This window comes from Streptomyces spongiae (assembly GCF_009377185.1).
GTDB classification, from domain to species: Bacteria; Actinomycetota; Actinomycetes; order Streptomycetales; family Streptomycetaceae; genus Streptomyces; species Streptomyces spongiae.
Genome location: NZ_VJZC01000163.1, coordinates 1 through 18,037, shown reverse-complemented (window position 1 = coordinate 18,037; position 18,037 = coordinate 1). Strand labels below are relative to the sequence as shown.

Sequence of the window (18,037 nt, the reverse complement as noted above, 5' to 3'; positions counted from 1 at the left end):
CCCCTCCGAGCTGTCTCAGTCTTCTGTCTCAGTCTTCCGACGACTCGTCGTCGTCGGGTCCCGGCCGCTGCGGCTTCGGCGGTCGGCTCCGGCCGCCGGGGTTGTCCCGCAGGTACGAGGTGCTGTCGCTGCCGTCCGCCGTGGCGTGCCCGCCCGCGGACGGGCCCCCAGGGCCTCCGGGCCCGCCGCCGTCCCGTCTGCGCAGATAGCGCTCGAACTCGCGGGCGATGGCCTCGCCGGACGCCTCGGGCAGCTCGGCGGTGTCCCGGGCCTCCTCCAGCGTCTGCACGTACTCGGCGACCTCGCTGTCCTCGGCGGCCAGCTGGTCCACGCCCACCTGCCACGCGCGCGCGTCCTCGGGCAGCTCGCCCAGCGGGATGCGCACGTCGATGAGGTCCTCCAGGCGGTTCAGGAGGGCCAGCGTGGCCTTCGGGTTCGGCGGCTGCGACACGTAGTGCGGGACGGCCGCCCACAGCGAGACGGCCGGGACGCCCGCGTGCGTGCACGCCTCCTGGAGGATGCCGACGATGCCCGTGGGGCCCTCGTACTTGGTCTCCTCCAGGTCCATCCGCTGGGCCAGATCCGCGTCGGACGTGACCCCGCTGACCGGGACCGGACGCGTGTGCGGGGTGTCGCCGAGCAGGGCGCCCAGGATGACCACCAGCTCCACGCCCAGCTCATGGGCGAAGCCCAGCAGTTCGTTGCAGAACGAGCGCCACCGCATGGACGGTTCGATGCCACGGACCAGCACCAGGTCCCGCGGCTTCTCACCGCCGACCCTGACGACCGACAACCTCGTCGTCGGCCAGGTGATCTTGCGGACTCCGGCGTCCAGCCACACCGTGGGGCGGTTCACCTGGAAGTCGTAGTAGTCCTCGGCGTCGAGCGCCGCGAACACCTCGCCCTTCCACTCTCTGTCCAGATGCGCGACCGCGGTGGAGGCGGCGTCGCCGGCGTCGTTCCAGCCCTCGAACGCGGCCACCATGACCGGGTCGACCAGCTCGGGAACCCCCTCGAGCTCGATCACCCAGCGCCTCCTTCCGACGTGCCCTCGCCTACGCCCCAACCTTACGGCGTTGCGCGGGGGCCTCCGCAGCCCCCTTGCACGGGGGAGTGAACGGATCAATGCCCCGTTCGCCGCCTCGGAACACCCGGTGGGCAGCCGAGCTGTCACCCGCGGTTCACGGAATGGTTCACAGAACGGAGCGGTTCACAGAGTCGAGCGCAGCCACTGCTCCACCGACGCGATGTGGACCGTGGCCCATGAGCGGGCCGCCTCCCCGTCGCGGTCGCGGAGCGCGGCGAGGATCATGCGGTGCTCGTGGAGGGTGCGGCTGACCGCGTCCTCCTGGGTGAGACCGCGCCAGATGCGGGCCCGCGTCGTGGGGCCGGACAGTCCGTCCAGCAGAGAGCAGAGCACCGAGTTGCCGGAGGACTGCACGATGCCCCGGTGGAAGTCCAGGTCGCAGGCAACGAGTTCCTCCACGGACGGCGCCTCGCCCAGTTTGTCCAGCTGGGCGCTCAGCGCGTCCAGTTGCTGCTCGCTGATACGGGAGGCCGCCATCGCCGTGGCCGCCGGCTCCAGGATGCGCCGCACCGCGAGGAACTCCAGGACCGTGTCGTCGCGGTGGAAGTCGACGACGAAGCTCAGCGCCTCCAGCAGGAGCTGCGGGTCCAGACTGGTGACGTACGTGCCGTCGCCCTGCCGCACGTCCAGGATGCGGATCAGCGACAGGGCCCGCACCGCCTCGCGCAGCGAGTTGCGGGACAGCCCCAGGTCGGCGGCCAGCTCGCTCTCCTTGGGCAGGCGGTCGCCGGGGCGCAGCGCGCCGGAGACGATCATTCCCTTGATCTTCTCGATCGCCTCATCGGTGACTGCCATGGGTGCCTCCCTGTCGCTCAGACATCCGATGTCTCAGCACATTATGCGCGTTGAGCAGGCTGAATGGTGCACTCCTCACGGCGAAGGGGCGGCCCGCACCCGGGAACCGCCCCTCAGGTCACCGCACGCGCCTACTTCTTGTCCAGCAGATCCTGCACCTTGCCCCGGACCTCGTCCGTCGCCAGGCCCCGGATCGTCAGCGTCGTGCGGCGGCGCAGCACGTCGTCCGCCGACTCGGCCCACTCGTTGTCCCGGGCGTAGACGACCTGCGCCCAGATCTCCGGTGCGTCCGGGTGGACGCGGTCGGCCAGCGCGGGGTCGTCGTTGGCGAGGCGGGCGATGTCGAAGGCGAGCGAACCGTAGTGCGTCGCCAGGTGCCTGGCGGTGTCCGGTGCCATGCGCGGGCCGGGCGCCGGCCGGTCGACGAGGAGCCGGTGGGCGACCGCGCGCGGGTTGGCGACACCAGGCAGCGGCAGCTTCTTCGGGAGCGAGGCGATCGGCTCGAAGTCCTCACCCAGCGGCCGGCCCGGCAGCGACTCCAGCTTCTTCATCACCGTACGGCCGATGTGCCGGAAGGTGGTCCACTTGCCGCCCGCGACCGAAAGCATCCCGCCCCGGCCCTCCGTCACGACTGTCTCCCGCTTGGCCTTCGACGTGTCACCGGGGCCGCCCGGCAGCACGCGCAGACCGGCGAAGGCGTACGTCATCAGGTCGCGCGAGAGCTGCTGGTCGCGGACCGAGAACGCGGCCTCGTCGAGTATCTGCGTGATGTCCTTCTCGGTGACCGCGACCTCGGCCGGGTCGCCCTCGTACTGCTCGTCGGTGGTGCCGAGCAGCAGCATGTCCTCCCAGGGGAGGGCGAAGGTGATGCGGTACTTGTCGATGGGGGTCGCCAGCGCGGCCTTCCAGGGGGAGGTGCGCTTCAGGACCAGGTGCGCGCCCTTGGACAGGCGGATGGAGGGCGCCGCGTCCGGGTTCTCCATGCGGCGCAGGTGGTCGACCCACGGGCCGGTCGCGTTCAGCACGAGACGGGCGTTCACGCCGAACTCGTCGCCGGACACGCGGTCCCTGAGCTCCGCGCCCGTGACCCGGCCCCGGGTGAAGCGCAGGCCGGTCACTTCGGCGTGGTTGAGGACGACGGCGCCCGACTCGACGGCCGCGCGGACCGTCATCAGCGCCATCCGGGAGTCGTTCATCTGGTCGTCGCCGTACACGGCCACGGCCTTGAGGTTGTCCGTACGCAGCTCGGGCACGTCCTGCGCGGCCTTCGCCGGCGAGAGCAGGTGGCCAACTCCGTCACCGAACGCCGACAGCGCGGAGTAGGCGAACACGCCCGCCCCGAGCTTCGCCGCGCCGTGCGGCCCGCCCTTGTACACGGGGAGGTAGAACGTGAGCGGGTTCGCCAGATGGGGGGCCACCTGGCGGGAGACCGCACGGCGCTCGAAGTGGTTCTCCGCGACCAGCTTCACCGCGCCGGTCTGCAGGTAGCGCAGACCGCCGTGGAGCAGCTTGGAGGAGGCGGAGGATGTGGCACCGGCGAAGTCGCCGGCGTCGACCAGCGCCACCCTGAGCCCCGACTGCGCGGCGTGCCAGGCGGTGGAGATGCCCAGGATGCCGCCGCCGATGACGAGGAGGTCGTACGACGCCTTGGCGAGCTGCTCGCGGGTCTCGGCGCGGGTCGGGTTCGAGCCGGAGGCCGGGCGCGTGCCCAGGGCGGGCAGGGACTGCAGGGTGGACTGACTGGTCATGCGGTTTCTTACTCCTCGTCCTCGAGCCAGCCCATGGTCCGCTCGACGGCCTTGAGCCAGCTCTTGTACTCACGGTCGCGGATCTCCGCGTCCATGCGGGGGGTCCACTCGGCGGCCCGGCGCCAGTTGCGGCGCAGGTCGTCGGTGTTGGTCCAGAAGCCGACGGCGAGACCGGCGGCGTAGGCGGCGCCGAGGCAGGTGGTCTCGGCGACCATCGGGCGCACCACGGGGGCGTCCAGGAAGTCCGAGAGCGTCTGCATCAGCAGGTTGTTGGAGGTCATGCCGCCGTCGACCTTGAGCGCGGAGAGCTCGACGCCGGAGTCCTTCGTCATGGCGTCGGTGATCTCACGGGTCTGCCAGGCGGTGGCCTCCAGGACGGCGCGCGCCAGGTGCGCCTTGGTGACGTACCGGGTGAGGCCGGCGATCACACCACGGGCGTCGGAGCGCCAGTAGGGGGCGAACAGACCGGAGAAGGCCGGTACGAAGTACGCGCCGCCGTTGTCCTCGACCGAGAGCGCCAGCGTCTCGATCTCGGCGGCGGTGGAGATCAGGCCCATCTGGTCGCGCATCCACTGCACCAGCGAACCGGTGACGGCGATCGAGCCCTCCAGGGCGTAGACCGGCTTGTCGTCGCCGATCCGGTAGCCCACGGTGGTCAGCAGCCCGGAGTACGAGTTGATGATCTTCTCACCGGTGTTCATCAGCATGAAGGTGCCGGTGCCGTACGTGGACTTGGCCTCGCCCTCGGCGAAACAGGTCTGGCCGAACAGGGCCGCCTGCTGGTCGCCGAGCGCGGACGCGACCGGGATGCCGCCGAGCAGCTCGCCCAGCTTGCCGCCGGTGATCTCGCCGTACACCTCGGCGGAGGAGCGGATCTCGGGCAGCATCTGCTGCGGCACGCCGATGGAGGCGCAGATCTTGTCGTCCCACTCCATGGTGTGGAGGTTCATCAGCAGGGTGCGGGAGGCGTTGGTGACGTCGGTGACGTGGCGGCCGCCGTTGACACCGCCCGTCAGGTTCCAGATGACCCAGCTGTCCATCGTGCCGAACAGGATGTCGCCGGCCTCGGCGCGCTCGCGCAGACCCTCGACGTTGTCCAGCAGCCAGCGGGCCTTGGGACCGGCGAAGTAGGAGGCGAGGGGAAGGCCGGTCTCGCGGCGGAAACGGTCCTGGCCGACGTTGCGGCCGAGGTCCTTGCAGAGCGCGTCGGTGCGGGTGTCCTGCCAGACGATGGCGTTGTGGACGGGCTCACCGGTGTTCTTGTCCCAGAGGAGAGTGGTCTCCCGCTGGTTGGTGATGCCGATGGCCTTGATGTCGTCGCGGGTGATGCCGGCCTTCTGGATGGCCCCGGCGACGACCTCCTGGACGTTGGTCCAGATCTCCGTGGCGTTGTGCTCGACCCAGCCCGGCTTGGGGAAGATCTGCTCGTGCTCCTTCTGGTCGACGGAGACGATGCGGCCGTCACGGTCGAAGACGATGCAGCGGGACGAGGTCGTGCCCTGGTCGATGGCGGCGATGAACGGGCCGGCGTGGGCGTCGGTCACGGTGTGCTCCTGAAAGTTCTGTGGACAAGCGGCTGTCGGTACGGCGCGATGCTCATGTGCGGAACGCTTGTGCGCGGAATGCTGTCAGCGATGCCGGCGGGCGTGGTGCCCCTAAGCGAAGGCGACGTTGTAGATGCCTGCGGCGATCGCGCCGCCGATCAGCGGGCCGACCACGGGGATCCAGGCGTAGCTCCAGTCCGAGCCACCCTTGTTGGGCAGCGGCAGCAGGGCGTGCGTGATCCGCGGACCGAGGTCACGGGCCGGGTTGATCGCGTACCCGGTCGGGCCACCGAGCGAGAGGCCGATGGACACGACCACGAGGGCGGTGATCAGGGCGCCCAGCGTGCCGAGGCCCTTGCCGCTGTCGTTCAGGCCCTGGGTGAGGACCGCGAGGACGAGCACGATCGTGCCGATGATCTCGGTGGCCAGGTTCTGCCACACGTTCCGGATCTCGGGGCCGGTGGAGAAGATGCCGAGCACGGGGCCGGCACCGGCCTCCTGCGCCTCGACGGCCTTGGCCTTGGTGGCCTGCGCGCCCGGACCGCCCACGATCTCCTTGTCGGTGAGGTGCGCGTGGAACTGCCCGTAGTAGGCGACCCAGACCAGCGCGGCACCGATCATGGCGCCGAGCATCTGGCCCGCCCAATAGGTCGGGACGTTGCTCCAGTCGCCGTCCTTGATCGCGATCGCGAGGGTCACGGCCGGGTTCAGATGGGCACCCGACAGCGGCGCCGAGGTGTAGACCGCCGTCAGAACGGCGAAACCCCATCCGAAGGTGATGGCGAGCCAACCGGCGTTACGAGCCTTGGAGGCCTTGAGCGTGACGGCGGCGCAGACACCGGCGCCGAGCAGGATGAGTATGGCGGTACCGATGGTCTCGCCGATGAAGATGTCGGAGCTGGACACCCGCGACTCCTTTGTCCTTCGTCCAGGGGAAGGCGAACCCCGGGTCCCTCCGGTGGTCCGCGCTCTCGGGGGTGAGAGCGATGCCGGCCCTTGGCGTTGTCACACTCTAGCGCGTATTGCCGGTAAGTGTTCGACAATGCCGACCGATGGACGGGAGTCTTGCTCTGGCCCCACACGCACGTCAAGGGGTCCGTTATCGAAAACGCGATCGTTATTGATCGCGGAACGGGCCGCCGCCGGGTGACGATCTTCGGCTGCTGGGTGCGCCCATGCTTTTAGGGGCGCGGGGCTGTATTGGACATGCGGCTCCGCCGCGTGGGCGCGACCAGCCACAACGAACCCGCAGCCGACCACGGTCAGAACCGCAGCCGACCACAGTCAGACCGCAACCGCCCGCGCTCAGAACCGAGCCGCACCCAGATCCCGAGAAACCGCGCGTGCGCAATCCCGTACCGCCGCGATCAACTCCGGCCGCACCTCGCCACCGTCCCGGCACACCCGCTCCACCGCACCGGTGATGCCGACCGCGCCCACCGGCATACGGCGCCGGTCGTGGATGGGCGCGGCGACGGACGCCACACCCTCCCAGGTCTCCTCGATGTCGGCCGCGAACCCCCGCGCCCGCGTGATGTCCAGGACGCCCTCGAACTCGTCCAGCTCGCAGATCGTCCGGTCCGTGAAGGCTTTCCGGTGGCCCTCCAGGACCTCGCTGTGCGCCACCGGGTCGTACGCCGACAGCACCTTGCCCAGCGCCGTGGAGTGCAGCGGCTGCATGGCCCCGATCTCCAGGACCTGCCGGCTGTCGTCGGGCCGGAAGACGTGGTGCACGATCAGCACGCCCTGCTGGTGCAGCACCCCCAGGTAGACGCTCTCCCCGCTGGAGCGGGCCAGGTCGTCGGTCCACACCAGGGCGCGCGCCCGCAGCTCGTGCACGTCGAGGTACGTGGTGCCCAGACGCAGCAGCTCGGCGCCCAGCTGGTAGCGCCCGGAGGCGTCGTCCTGTTCGACGAAGCCCTCCTGCTGGAGGGTGCGCAGTATGCCGTGGGCCGTGCCCTTGGCGAGGCCCAGCGACGAGGCGATGTCCGAGAGGCCGAGTCGTCGCTCGCCGCCCGCCAGCAGCCGCAGCATCGCGGCCGCCCGTTCGAGCGACTGGATGTTCCGTGCCATCGCCGTCCTGCCTCCGTCCCCTTCGCCGTCGGTGCGCGGCTCCACTGACACCGTTCGGCAATGTCGAACACTACCCGCCGCCATCGATCCGCCGCTAATGGCGGTCACCACCTTTTCGCCAGATCACCCCCCGACGGGCCCGGCACGTTCACGCGCGCCGTCGGAGTAAACCGCATGTCGCGGGGGAGTGGACGCATGTCGCGTGGGTAGGGGCCCGGAATGTCGCCGTCGGCACAGACCGGCGTGTCGCGGGGGCATGGGCGCATGTCCCGTAGGTACGGACCGGCGTGTCGCGGGGCGCGGGCGTGGTGCGCGGGTGTGGACCCGCAAGGCCCGGTGGGCCGACGCGTTGGTCCGTCCCGTGGACGCCCTGACCGACGGAACCCGCTCCGGGCTACCCTGGCCGGGTGCGCCATCCGCAAGAAGGCGCAAAGCCGACAGCCGTCGCACTCCAGGGAGCACCTTCATGGCCTCGTTGCCGAACCCGTCCCCTACGTCCGCCGCTTCCGACAGCCGGACCCGATCCGCCGCACTCCGTCATGCCCTGGCCACTCGCGTGGTGGTCGCCGACGGCGCGATGGGCACCATGCTCCAGGCCCAGGAACCGACGCTGGAGGACTTCGAGAACCTCGAGGGCTGCAACGAGATCCTGAACCTCACCCGCCCCGACATCGTGCGCTCGGTGCACGAGGAGTACTTCGCGGTGGGCGTGGACTGCGTCGAGACGAACACCTTCGGAGCGAACTTCTCCGCCCTCGGCGAGTACGACATCCCCGAGCGCGTGTACGAACTGTCCGAGGCGGGAGCGCGGATCGCCCGCGAGGTCGCCGACGAGTTCACGGCGTCGACCGGTCAGCAGCGCTGGGTGCTGGGCTCCATGGGCCCCGGCACGAAGCTGCCGACGCTGGGCCACGCCCCGTACACGACCCTGCGGGACGCCTACCAGCAGAACGCCGAGGGCATGATCGCGGGCGGCGCCGACGCGCTCCTCGTGGAGACCACCCAGGACCTGCTCCAGACCAAGGCGGCCGTACTAGGCGCCCGCCGCGCCCTTCAGACGTCCGGCCTCGACCTGCCGCTCATCGTGTCGGTGACCGTGGAGACGACCGGCACGATGCTGCTCGGCTCGGAGATCGGCGCCGCCCTGACGGCCCTGGAGCCGCTCGGCATCGACATGATCGGCCTGAACTGCGCCACCGGTCCGGCCGAGATGAGCGAACACCTGCGCTACCTGGCCCGCCACTCCCGCATCCCGCTGTCCTGCATGCCGAACGCCGGTCTGCCGGTGCTGGGCAAGGACGGCGCGCACTACCCGCTGACCGCCCCCGAACTCGCCGACGCCCAGGAGACCTTCGTCCGCGAGTACGGCATGTCCCTGGTCGGCGGCTGCTGCGGCACCACCCCGGAGCACCTGCGCCAGGTCGTCGAGCGGGTGCGCGAGCTCACCCCCACGCAGCGCGACCCGCGGCCCGAGCCCGGCGCCGCCTCCCTCTACCAGACGGTCCCGTTCCGTCAGGACACCTCCTACCTGGCGATCGGCGAGCGCACCAACGCCAACGGCTCGAAGAAGTTCCGCGAGGCCATGCTGGAGGCACGCTGGGACGACTGCGTGGAGATGGCCCGCGATCAGATCCGCGAGGGCGCGCACATGCTGGACCTGTGCGTGGACTACGTGGGCCGTGACGGCGTCGCCGACATGCAGGAACTCGCGGGCAGGTTCGCCACCGCCTCCACGCTGCCGATCGTGCTGGACTCCACCGAGGTCGACGTCATCGAGGCCGGGCTGGAGAAGCTCGGCGGGCGCGCGGTGATCAACTCCGTGAACTACGAGGACGGCGACGGCCCCGAGTCCCGGTTCGCGAAGGTCACGAAGCTCGCCCAGGAGCACGGCGCGGCGCTGATCGCGCTGACCATCGACGAGGAGGGCCAGGCCCGCACCCCGGAGAAGAAGGTCGAGATCGCCGAGCGGCTGATCGACGACCTGACCGGCAACTGGGGCATCCACGAGTCGGACATCCTCGTCGACTGCCTGACCTTCACGATCTGCACCGGTCAGGAGGAGTCCCGGGGGGACGGCATCGCCACCATCGAGGCGATCCGCGAGCTGAAGCGCCGACACCCCGACGTGCAGACCACGCTGGGCCTGTCCAACATCTCCTTCGGCCTCAACCCCGCGGCCCGCATCCTGCTCAACTCCGTCTTCCTGGACGAGTGCGTCAAGGCCGGCCTCGACTCGGCGATCGTGCACGCGAGCAAGATCCTGCCGATCGCCCGCTTCGACGACGAGCAGGTGCAGACGGCCCTCGACCTCGTCTACGACCGCCGCCGCGAGGGTTACGACCCGCTGCAGAAGTTGATGGCCCTGTTCGAGGGCGCCACGGCCAAGTCCCTGAAGGCGGGCAAGGCCGAGGAACTCGCCGCCCTCCCCCTGGAGGAGCGTCTCAAGCGGCGCATCATCGACGGCGAGCGCAACGGCCTGGAGGCCGACCTGGACGCGGCCCTCCAGGACCGCCCAGCGCTCGACATCGTCAACGAGACACTGCTCGACGGGATGAAGGTGGTCGGTGAGTTGTTCGGCTCCGGCCAGATGCAGCTGCCGTTCGTGCTGCAGTCCGCCGAGGTGATGAAGACCGCCGTCGCCCACCTCGAACCGCACATGGAGAAGTCCGACGCCGAGGGCAAGGGCACCATCGTGCTGGCCACGGTGCGCGGGGACGTGCACGACATCGGCAAGAACCTGGTCGACATCATCCTGTCCAACAACGGCTACAACGTGGTCAACCTGGGCATCAAGCAGCCGGTCTCGGCGATCCTGGAGGCAGCCGAGGAGCACCGGGCCGACGTGATCGGCATGTCCGGGCTGCTGGTGAAATCCACGGTGATCATGAAGGAGAACCTGGAGGAGCTCAACCAGCGCGGCCTGGCCGCCGACTTCCCGGTCATCCTCGGCGGCGCCGCGCTCACCCGCGCCTACGTAGAGCAGGACCTCCACGAGATCTACCAGGGTGAAGTCCGCTACGCCCGGGACGCGTTCGAGGGCCTGCGCCTGATGGACGCGCTGATCGGCGTCAAGCGGGGCGTACCCGGAGCGGTCCTGCCGGAGCTGAAGCAGCGCCGGGTCCGGGCCGCCGCCGCTCAGACGGTCGTCGAGGAGCGCCCCGAGGAGGGGCACGTCCGCTCCGACGTCGCCACCGACAACCCCGTACCGGCCCCGCCGTTCTGGGGCACCCGCGTGATCAAGGGCATCCAGCTCAAGGAGTACGCGTCCTGGCTGGACGAGGGGGCGCTGTTCAAGGGCCAGTGGGGCCTGAAGCAGGCGCGCACGGGTGACGGGCCGTCGTACGAGGAACTGGTCGAGACCGACGGCCGGCCGCGGCTGCGCGGGCTGCTGGACCGGCTGCAGACCGAGAACCTCCTCGAAGCGGCCGTGGTCTACGGCTACTTCCCGTGCGTGTCCAAGGACGACGACCTGATCCTGCTGGACGAACAGGGCAACGAGCGCACGCGGTTCACGTTCCCGCGCCAGCGCCGGGGCCGCCGGCTGTGTCTGGCCGACTACTTCCGCCCGGAGGAGTCCGGCGAGAGGGACGTCGTGGGTCTGCAGGTCGTCACCGTGGGTTCGCGGATCGGTGAGGAGACCGCCAAGCTCTTCGAGTCCAACTCCTACCGCGACTACCTCGAACTGCACGGTCTGTCCGTGCAGCTGGCGGAGGCGCTGGCCGAGTACTGGCACGCGCGCGTGCGTGCCGAGCTCGGTTTCGCGGGGGAGGACCCGGCGGCCATCGAGGACATGTTCGATCTGAAGTACCGGGGTGCCCGCTTCTCGCTCGGCTACGGCGCCTGCCCGAACCTGGAGGACCGCGCCAAGATCGCCGAGCTGCTGGAGCCCGAGCGGATCGGCGTCCAGCTCTCCGAGGAGTTCCAGCTGCACCCGGAGCAGTCCACGGACGCGATCGTGATCCACCACCCCGAGGCGAAGTACTTCAACGCACGCTGAGCGCTCCACCGCACGTGCGCAGGCCCGGCCCCCGTACGTGACCCGCGTACGGGTGGGCCCTATGGGTGCCCAAGTGTCGGGAGCTCAAACCGAGCGCTTCGTCGAGCGGCGTCGTACACTGGTCGGTCCACCGCAGGCCGGTTCCCCATCCGGGAACCGGCCTGCTCGTCCCACAAGGAGGTGCGCCGGATGACGACAACGGTCCCCGCGCTCGGTACCCAGACGGCCGAAGGCTCAGCGTTGCAGGCCGTGCTCCTCGACATGGACGGAACCCTGGTGGACACCGAGGGATTCTGGTGGGACGTCGAGGTCGAGGTCTTCGCGGGCCTCGGTCACGCGCTCGACGACTCCTGGCGCCACGTCGTGGTCGGCGGTCCCATGACCCGCAGCGCCGGCTTCCTCATCGAGGCCACGGGCGCCGACATCACCCTCGCCGAGCTCACGGTGCTGCTCAACGACGGGTTCGAGGACCGTATCGGGCGTACGCTGCCCCTCATGCCGGGCGCCGCCAGGCTGCTTGCCGAGCTCGTCGCGCACGGCATCCCCACCGCACTGGTCTCCGCCTCCCACCGGCGCATCATCGACCGCGTCCTGACCTCGCTCGGCCCCCAGCACTTCTCGCTGACCATCGCGGGCGACGAGGTCGAGCGGACCAAGCCGCACCCCGACCCGTATCTGCTGGCGGCCGCCGGGCTCAGCGCCGACCCGGCCAGATGCGCGGTCATCGAGGACACGGCGACCGGTGTCGCGGCCGCGGAGGCCGCCGGCTGCCACGTCGTCGCGGTCCCCTCGGTGGCGCCCATCGCCCCCGCCGTCCGCCGCACGGTCGTCACCTCGCTCGAAGAAGTCGATCTCCCATTTCTCCGTGGGTTGTTGGTGGCCTGACCACGGAAATGCAACGGCCGTTCACTGAGGGTGCCTAATTGAATCCGAGATAAGGCGAAGGATCTTCACGGCCTTCGCCGCTCGGGAATTCGGTTCAGCGCACCCTGGCTGAATTCCGATACCCGTCAACGCATTTGGTGGTGTGAGTTTCACCACCCAGCAAAGGGTCGACAAGGGGGCTTGTGTGTGCCTTGTCCGCCCGTTCCGCGCCGATCGGCACACCTTTGTGTCCCGATTGGTGCAGCCTGCACTAAACATTCCACTGACCGTCTGTTCAGTGTGTCCGCGATCGGTTCCACAGCGTGATGGGACCTCAACTCCGGTGTGGGCAAGCCCCTCTCGCGGCGCCGACTAATCTCGTCGCGAGAACATCGCGTACCCCCGCGACCCCCGACCGCACACCCCAGCTGCCGGGCCCGCGGAAAGACAGCTCTGGAGAAACACGAGCATGAACCGCAAGACTCTGGTGCTGCCGGCCGTCCTCGGCCTGCTCACCCCCGTGCTCGCCGCCTGTGGCGGCTCCGACGCCGAGAGCGGTGGCGACGCGATCGTCGTGGGAACCACGGACCGGTTCACCGCCTCCAGCGACACACCCGCCCCGCTCGACCCCGCCTACGCGTACGACGTCGGCACCTGGAACATCCTCCGCCAGACCGTGCAGACCCTGATGGCACAGCCCCGCGGCGACGGTGAACCCGAGCCCGAGGCCGCCCAGAACTGTCACTTCACCGACACCGGCAACGAACGCTACGCCTGCACGCTCCGCGAGGACCTGAAGTTCGCCGACGGCGACCCGATCACCGCCGAGGACGTGAAGTTCTCCATCGACCGGGCCCGCTCCATCAAGGCCGACAGCGGTGTGTTCGCGCTGCTGTCGAACATCCAGCTCGTGGAGACCAAGGGCGACCGCGAGGTGATCTTCCACCTCAACGGACCCGACGCCACCTTCCCGTACAAGCTGTCCACGCCCGTCGCCGGCATCGTCAACCCCGACGACTACGACAAGAAGAAGCTGCGTGACGGCTTCGACGTCGACGGCTCCGGCCCGTACACCCTCAAGGCCGAGGTCAAGGACAACGAGATCACCGAGGCCGTCTTCACCAAGAACCCCAACTACAAGGGGCTGCTGAAGCCGAAGAACGGCGAGGTCGTCCTGCGCTCCTTCGACGACGCCGACGCCATGGGCACCGCGCTCGACAAGGGCGACATCGACCTGATGACCCGCACCATGACGCCGAAACAGATCGACGAGTTCTCGAACTCCTCCGCCGGCGACATCGACCTCATCGAGACGTCCGGCCTGGAAATCCGCTACCTGGGCTTCAACACCGACGCCTCGCCGGTCAAGGCCAAGGCCGTCCGCCAGTCCATGGCCCAGCTCATCGACCGCGGCGCCCTCGTCTCCAAGGTCTACGGCACCCAGGCGGAACCGCTCTTCTCGCTCGTCCCGGCCAGCATCACCGGCCACTCCAACTCGTTCTTCAACAAGTACGGCGAGCCGAGCAAGGCCAAGGCGAAGGCGATCCTGACCGGGGCCGGCATCACCACCCCCGTGAAGCTGACCCTGAACTACACGACCGACCACTACGGCGCCGCCACCAAGCCGGAGTTCGAGCAGCTGCGGAAACAGCTCAACGACAGCGGCCTGTTCGACGTCGACATCAAGGGCGCGCCCTGGTCCACATTCCAGCCGGCCGAGCGCAAGGGCGAGTACGCGGTCTACGGCATGGGCTGGTTCCCCGACTTCCCGGACGCCGACAACTACCTCTCGCCGTTCCTCGACAAGGACAACTTCCTGCGCTCGCCGTACGCGAACAACGAGATCCGGGCCACGCTGCTCCCCGAGTCCCGCCGTGAGGCCGACCGCCTCACCGCCTCGGACAGCCTCACCGGCATCCAGGACATCGTGGCCGACGACGTACCGGTCCTGCCGCTCTGGCAGGGCAACCAGTACGTCGCCGTGAGGGACGACGTCACAGGCGGCGAGTACGCGCTCAACTCCGCTTCGACACTTCAGCTGTGGGAGCTCGGCCGCGGTATGAGCGGCTGACCGGAGACCTCACCCCCCACTCCGGGCTCCGCCGGGCCCGGAGGTTCCTCGAACCGACGACACCAAGGCACCCGTTAAGTGAACATGCGTAACCAATTGCCGGTCCTGTCCATCACCACGGGACTGGCCGTCGGCCTGCTCACCGGCTGTGGCTCCGACACGGGCGACTCCTCCGACGGCGGATCCGCCGTCGTGATGGGGATGTCCGACGAGGTACTGGCCACCGACCCCGCCTCCGGCTACGACCCGGGCTCCTGGCTGCTCTTCAACAACGTCTTCCAGTCGCTGCTGAGCTTCCCCAACGGCGCCACGGAACCCGAACCGGAGGCCGCCAAGGAGTGCACCTTCACCGACAGCAGGGCCACACGGTTCGTGTGCGAACTCAAGGACGGCCTGAAGTTCAGCAACGGTGACTCCCTCACCTCGGAGGACGTCAAGTTCTCCTTCGACCGCATGATGGAGATCAACGACGAGGCCGGTCCGGCGATCATGTTCCCCATGCTGGACAAGGTCGAGACCCCGGACGACAAGACCGTCGTCTTCCATCTCAAGTACCCCGACGCCACGTTCCCCAGCAAGATAGCCTCCGGCGCCGGCTCGATCGTCGACCACCGTTCCTACGACGCCGACAAGCTCCGCAAGGACGGCGGTGCCGTCGGCTCCGGCCCCTACAAGCTCGACTCCTTCGGCAAGGACGAGGCCGTCTTCTCGGTCAACGGGAACTACAAGGGCAACGCCAACGTGGACAACACCGGCGTGACCCTGAAGTTCTTCCACGGCGACCAGACCGCCCTGAAGAAGGACCTGCGCGAGGACAAGCTCGACCTCGCGTACCGCGGGCTCAGCTCCACCGACATCGCCGACATCGAGGCCGACAGCTCCAACAAGAGCCCCATCGACATCGTCGACGGCACCGGAGCCGAAGTGCAGCACCTGGTCTTCAACATGAACGACCCGGTGGCCGGCAAGCTCGGCGTCCGCAAGGCCATGGCCTACCTGCTGGACCGCGAAGCCCTCGTCGAACAGGTCTACCAGGGCACGGCGACGCCGCTGTACTCGATCATCCCGGCCGGCATCACCGGCCACAACACGGCCTTCTTCGACACCTACGGCGCCCGCCCCTCCAAGGCCAAGGCGGAAGCCGCCCTGCGCGCCGACGGCATCAACGACAAGGTCCAGCTGACCCTCTGGTCCACGCCGTCGCGCTACGGCCCGTCCACCGACGACGAGTTCAAGGCGATCGCCAAGCAGCTCAACGACAGCGGGCTGTTCGAGGCGACCGTGAAGTCCGTGCCCTTCGAGAAGTACGAGAAGGACATCGCTGCGGGCAAGTACGGCGTGTACGTGAAGGGTTGGGTGCCCGACTACCCGGACCCCGACAACTTCACGAGCCCCTTCTTCGGCGACGGCAACGTCCTCGGCAACAACTACACCAACAAGACGATCACCGGCACGCTCCTGCCGAAGACCGCCGCCGAGAGCGAGCGCTCCGCGACCGAGCAGGAGTACGCCGAGCTCCAGAACATCGTCGCCGAGGACGTCCCGGTCATCCCGGTCTGGCAGGCCAAGCAGTACGCGGTCGTCAAGGACAACGTCTACGGCCTGGAGTACTGCCTCGACGCCTCAACGGTGTTCCGCTTCTGGGAGATCAGCAAGGACTGACCCCGCGGGTACGACGCCGGAGGGCGCCCCTTCGTGATGAAGGGGCGCCCTCGACCGTCTTCCGCTCGGCTGCGCTGCCGCGCTCTACTGCGCGCCGGGGCGCACCAGCCCGCTCTCGTACGCGTACACCGCGGCCTGCACGCGGTCGCGCAGGCCCAGCTTGGTCAGGACGTGCCCCACATGCGTCTTGACCGTGGTCTCGCTGACGAACAGATCGGCCGCGATCTCCGCGTTCGACAGCCCGCGCGCCACCAGCTTGAGCACCTCGACCTCGCGGTCGGTCAGCGTGTGCAGCGTGTCCGGCACCGGCTCGTCGCCGGAAGGCAGATGCGTGGCGTACTTGTCGAGGAGCCGACGCGTGATGCTGGGCGCGAGCATCGCCTCACCGGCGGCCACCACACGGATCGCCTGCACCAGCTCGTTGGCCGGCGCGTCCTTCAGCAGAAAGCCGCTGGCACCCGCCCGCAGCGCCTCCACGACGTACTCGTCCAGGTCGAAGGTGGTCAGCACCAGCACCTTCGCCGGACCGTCCCGGCCCGGACCGGTGATCTGCCGGGTCGCCTCCACCCCGTCCATCCGCGGCATACGGATATCCATCAGAACCACATCGGGCTGCAGAGCACGCACCTGGTCGAGCGCCTGGAGGCCGTCCCCGGCCTCCCCGACGACCGCGATGTCCTGCTCCGCCTCCAGGATCATCCGGAAGCCGGTGCGCAGCAGCGGCTGGTCGTCGACCAATAGGACGCGGATGGCCACGTAAGTCTCCTTCGCTAGTCCGGCCCCATTCTGCCCTGAGCGCCTCCACCCGACGCGGGCGACCTCACCGGCAGCGGATACGGCGGGGGAGTACCGCCGAATTCCGGACAGACGGCCTGGTGATCACACCAGCCGCACAGCTTCGTGGGCCGGGGCCGCCAGTTACCCGTCTCGGTGGCCAGGCTGATCGCGTCCCACAGCGCGAGCAGCTTGCGCTCGACACGCTCCAGATCAGCGAGGACCGGGTCGTACGTCAGCACATCCCCACTGCCCAGATAGACCAGCTGGAGCCGGCGCGGGACGACCCCCTTCAGACGCCACACCACCAGCGCGTAGAACTTCATCTGGAACAGCGCGCTCTCGGCGTACTCGGGCCTCGGAGCCTTGCCCGTCTTGTAGTCGACGATCCGCACCTCACCGGTCGGCGCGACATCGACACGGTCGATGATCCCGCGCAGCCTCAGCCCCGAGTCCAGCTCCGCCTCGACGAACAACTCACGCTCGGCGGGCTCCAGCCGGGTCGGATCCTCCAGCGTGAACCAGCGCTCCACGAGCCGCTCCGCCTCCGAGAGCCAGCGGGCCAGCCGCTCGCCCTCCGGGTCGTCCGCGAACAGCTCCACGACCTCCGGTCTCGACTCGCGCAGACGGTCCCACTGGCCGGGGATCAGCGCCTTCGCCCGCGGCGCCGTACGCTCCGTCGCGGGGGTGTCGAAGAGCCGCTCCAGGACCGCGTGCACCAGCGTGCCGCGCGTGGCCGCCTCGCTCGGCTTCTCGGGAAGCCGGTCGATCACCCGGAAGCGGTAGAGCAGCGGGCACTGCATGAAGTCGCCGGCACGGGACGGCGAGAGCGACGACGGGGGCGCGGCGGCCACCTCACGGCTCCCCGCCGGGGGCTCGCCTCCGGAGCCCTCCGAACCGGAGCCTTCCGCGACGGTGGCGTCGGTGCTGGTTTCCATGACCACAGACCATACGGGTCGCCACTGACAGTGACGTGACCCGTGCGCGGTCGCGATCACACAACGACCCGTACGACAGCACGGGGAACAGAGGGGGTGCCGGGGCGGAACGAGCGGCGACGACGGCATAGCATCGACCACAGACCCTTCCGCCCCGCAGGGCGGGGCGCGGAACACGTATCGAACGAGGGGACATCGTGGACGAGAGCGGCGGGAGCGGGCAGCCGCGGTCCGGCAGTGACGAGACGACCGAGCGCCCCGCGGGGCGGTCGACCCCGGCCGCCGACACCGCACGCCCCGAACCGGAGCCCAGCGAGAACGGGCAGACGCCACAGGCCCCGGCCGACGGCGCCACTCCGGCACGCCCCGAACCCTCAGCCGACCACGAACCCCCGGCGGGCACCGAGCCTCCGGCCGACCACCGGACGGCCACGCCCACGGAGCCGTCCCCCGAACGCCCCAGCTCCTCGACCGACCACGAGAC

Annotated in this window: 12 protein-coding genes and 1 pseudogene; 5 read left to right on the top strand and 8 right to left on the bottom strand. The window is 69.3% G+C overall.

What is annotated here, in order from left to right:
• Positions 1 to 28: 28 nt before the first annotated feature.
• The 6 genes from FNH08_RS22220 to FNH08_RS22195 form a co-directional block, all read right to left on the bottom strand.
• Positions 29 to 1,027 carry a PAC2 family protein gene (locus FNH08_RS22220; RefSeq protein WP_322725097.1) on the bottom strand — a complete coding sequence of 333 codons (999 nt, stop codon included), beginning with the start codon at positions 1,025 to 1,027 and terminating at the stop codon, positions 29 to 31.
• A 183-nt stretch (positions 1,028 to 1,210) separates the two neighbouring features.
• Positions 1,211 to 1,882 (bottom strand): FadR/GntR family transcriptional regulator, encoded by a 672-nt coding sequence (locus FNH08_RS22215; protein WP_152773250.1) that lies wholly within the window; start codon positions 1,880 to 1,882, stop codon positions 1,211 to 1,213.
• 131 nt (positions 1,883 to 2,013) lie between these two features.
• The gene (locus FNH08_RS22210; protein ID WP_152773249.1) at positions 2,014 to 3,630 is read right to left on the bottom strand and encodes a glycerol-3-phosphate dehydrogenase/oxidase; all 1,617 of its coding nucleotides are present in this window, start codon (positions 3,628 to 3,630) and stop codon (positions 2,014 to 2,016) included.
• An 8-nt stretch (positions 3,631 to 3,638) separates the two neighbouring features.
• Positions 3,639 to 5,174: a glycerol kinase GlpK gene (gene glpK, locus FNH08_RS22205; RefSeq protein WP_322725094.1), complete on the bottom strand. Its 1,536-nt coding sequence runs from the start codon at positions 5,172 to 5,174 to the stop codon at positions 3,639 to 3,641.
• A gap of 111 nt (positions 5,175 to 5,285) precedes the next feature.
• Complete coding sequence (locus FNH08_RS22200) at positions 5,286 to 6,080, bottom strand: MIP/aquaporin family protein (protein WP_322725093.1); 795 nt, start codon at positions 6,078 to 6,080, stop codon at positions 5,286 to 5,288.
• A gap of 399 nt (positions 6,081 to 6,479) precedes the next feature.
• Complete coding sequence (locus tag FNH08_RS22195; RefSeq protein ID WP_152773248.1) at positions 6,480 to 7,247, bottom strand: IclR family transcriptional regulator; 768 nt, start codon at positions 7,245 to 7,247, stop codon at positions 6,480 to 6,482.
• Between the two features lie 466 nt (positions 7,248 to 7,713).
• On the opposite strand from FNH08_RS22195, the gene metH reads away from it, so the two are divergent.
• From metH to FNH08_RS22175, 4 genes are all read left to right on the top strand, one after another.
• On the top strand, positions 7,714 to 11,244 hold the full coding sequence (metH, locus tag FNH08_RS22190) for a methionine synthase (protein WP_152773247.1): 3,531 nt from the start codon (positions 7,714 to 7,716) through the stop codon (positions 11,242 to 11,244).
• Positions 11,245 to 11,433: 189 nt separating this feature from the next.
• Complete coding sequence (locus tag FNH08_RS22185; RefSeq protein WP_152773246.1) at positions 11,434 to 12,129, top strand: HAD family hydrolase; 696 nt, start codon at positions 11,434 to 11,436, stop codon at positions 12,127 to 12,129.
• A gap of 448 nt (positions 12,130 to 12,577) precedes the next feature.
• A complete protein-coding gene (locus tag FNH08_RS22180; protein WP_152773245.1) occupies positions 12,578 to 14,179 on the top strand; it encodes an ABC transporter substrate-binding protein in 1,602 nt (533 codons plus the stop codon).
• Positions 14,180 to 14,257: 78 nt separating this feature from the next.
• The gene (locus FNH08_RS22175) at positions 14,258 to 15,841 is read left to right on the top strand and encodes an ABC transporter substrate-binding protein (protein WP_322725092.1); all 1,584 of its coding nucleotides are present in this window, start codon (positions 14,258 to 14,260) and stop codon (positions 15,839 to 15,841) included.
• An 84-nt stretch (positions 15,842 to 15,925) separates the two neighbouring features.
• Here FNH08_RS22175 and FNH08_RS22170 read toward each other — a convergent pair whose 3' ends face one another.
• Together FNH08_RS22170 and FNH08_RS22165 are read right to left on the bottom strand one after the other, a co-directional pair.
• Positions 15,926 to 16,597, bottom strand: coding sequence for a response regulator (locus FNH08_RS22170; protein WP_020141342.1), 672 nt, complete (start codon positions 16,595 to 16,597; stop codon positions 15,926 to 15,928).
• Between the two features lie 14 nt (positions 16,598 to 16,611).
• Positions 16,612 to 17,553 (bottom strand): RecB family exonuclease, encoded by a 942-nt coding sequence (locus FNH08_RS22165; RefSeq protein ID WP_152773243.1) that lies wholly within the window; start codon positions 17,551 to 17,553, stop codon positions 16,612 to 16,614.
• 197 nt (positions 17,554 to 17,750) lie between these two features.
• Here FNH08_RS22165 and FNH08_RS22160 point away from each other — a divergent pair.
• Positions 17,751 to 18,037 (top strand): annotated as a pseudogene (locus FNH08_RS22160) (site-2 protease family protein); the annotation flags it as partial.

Coding starts and splice junctions, on each gene's coding strand:
- FNH08_RS22215 (WP_152773250.1), bottom strand. CDS start 1,882: ATGGCAGTCACCGATGAGGCGATCGAGAAGATCAAGGGAATGATCGTC.
- FNH08_RS22210 (WP_152773249.1), bottom strand. CDS start 3,630: ATGACCAGTCAGTCCACCCTGCAGTCCCTGCCCGCCCTGGGCACGCGC.
- FNH08_RS22195 (WP_152773248.1), bottom strand. CDS start 7,247: ATGGCACGGAACATCCAGTCGCTCGAACGGGCGGCCGCGATGCTGCGG.
- metH (WP_152773247.1), top strand. CDS start 7,714: ATGGCCTCGTTGCCGAACCCGTCCCCTACGTCCGCCGCTTCCGACAGC.
- FNH08_RS22185 (WP_152773246.1), top strand. CDS start 11,434: ATGACGACAACGGTCCCCGCGCTCGGTACCCAGACGGCCGAAGGCTCA.
- FNH08_RS22180 (WP_152773245.1), top strand. CDS start 12,578: ATGAACCGCAAGACTCTGGTGCTGCCGGCCGTCCTCGGCCTGCTCACC.
- FNH08_RS22165 (WP_152773243.1), bottom strand. CDS start 17,553: ATGGAAACCAGCACCGACGCCACCGTCGCGGAAGGCTCCGGTTCGGAG.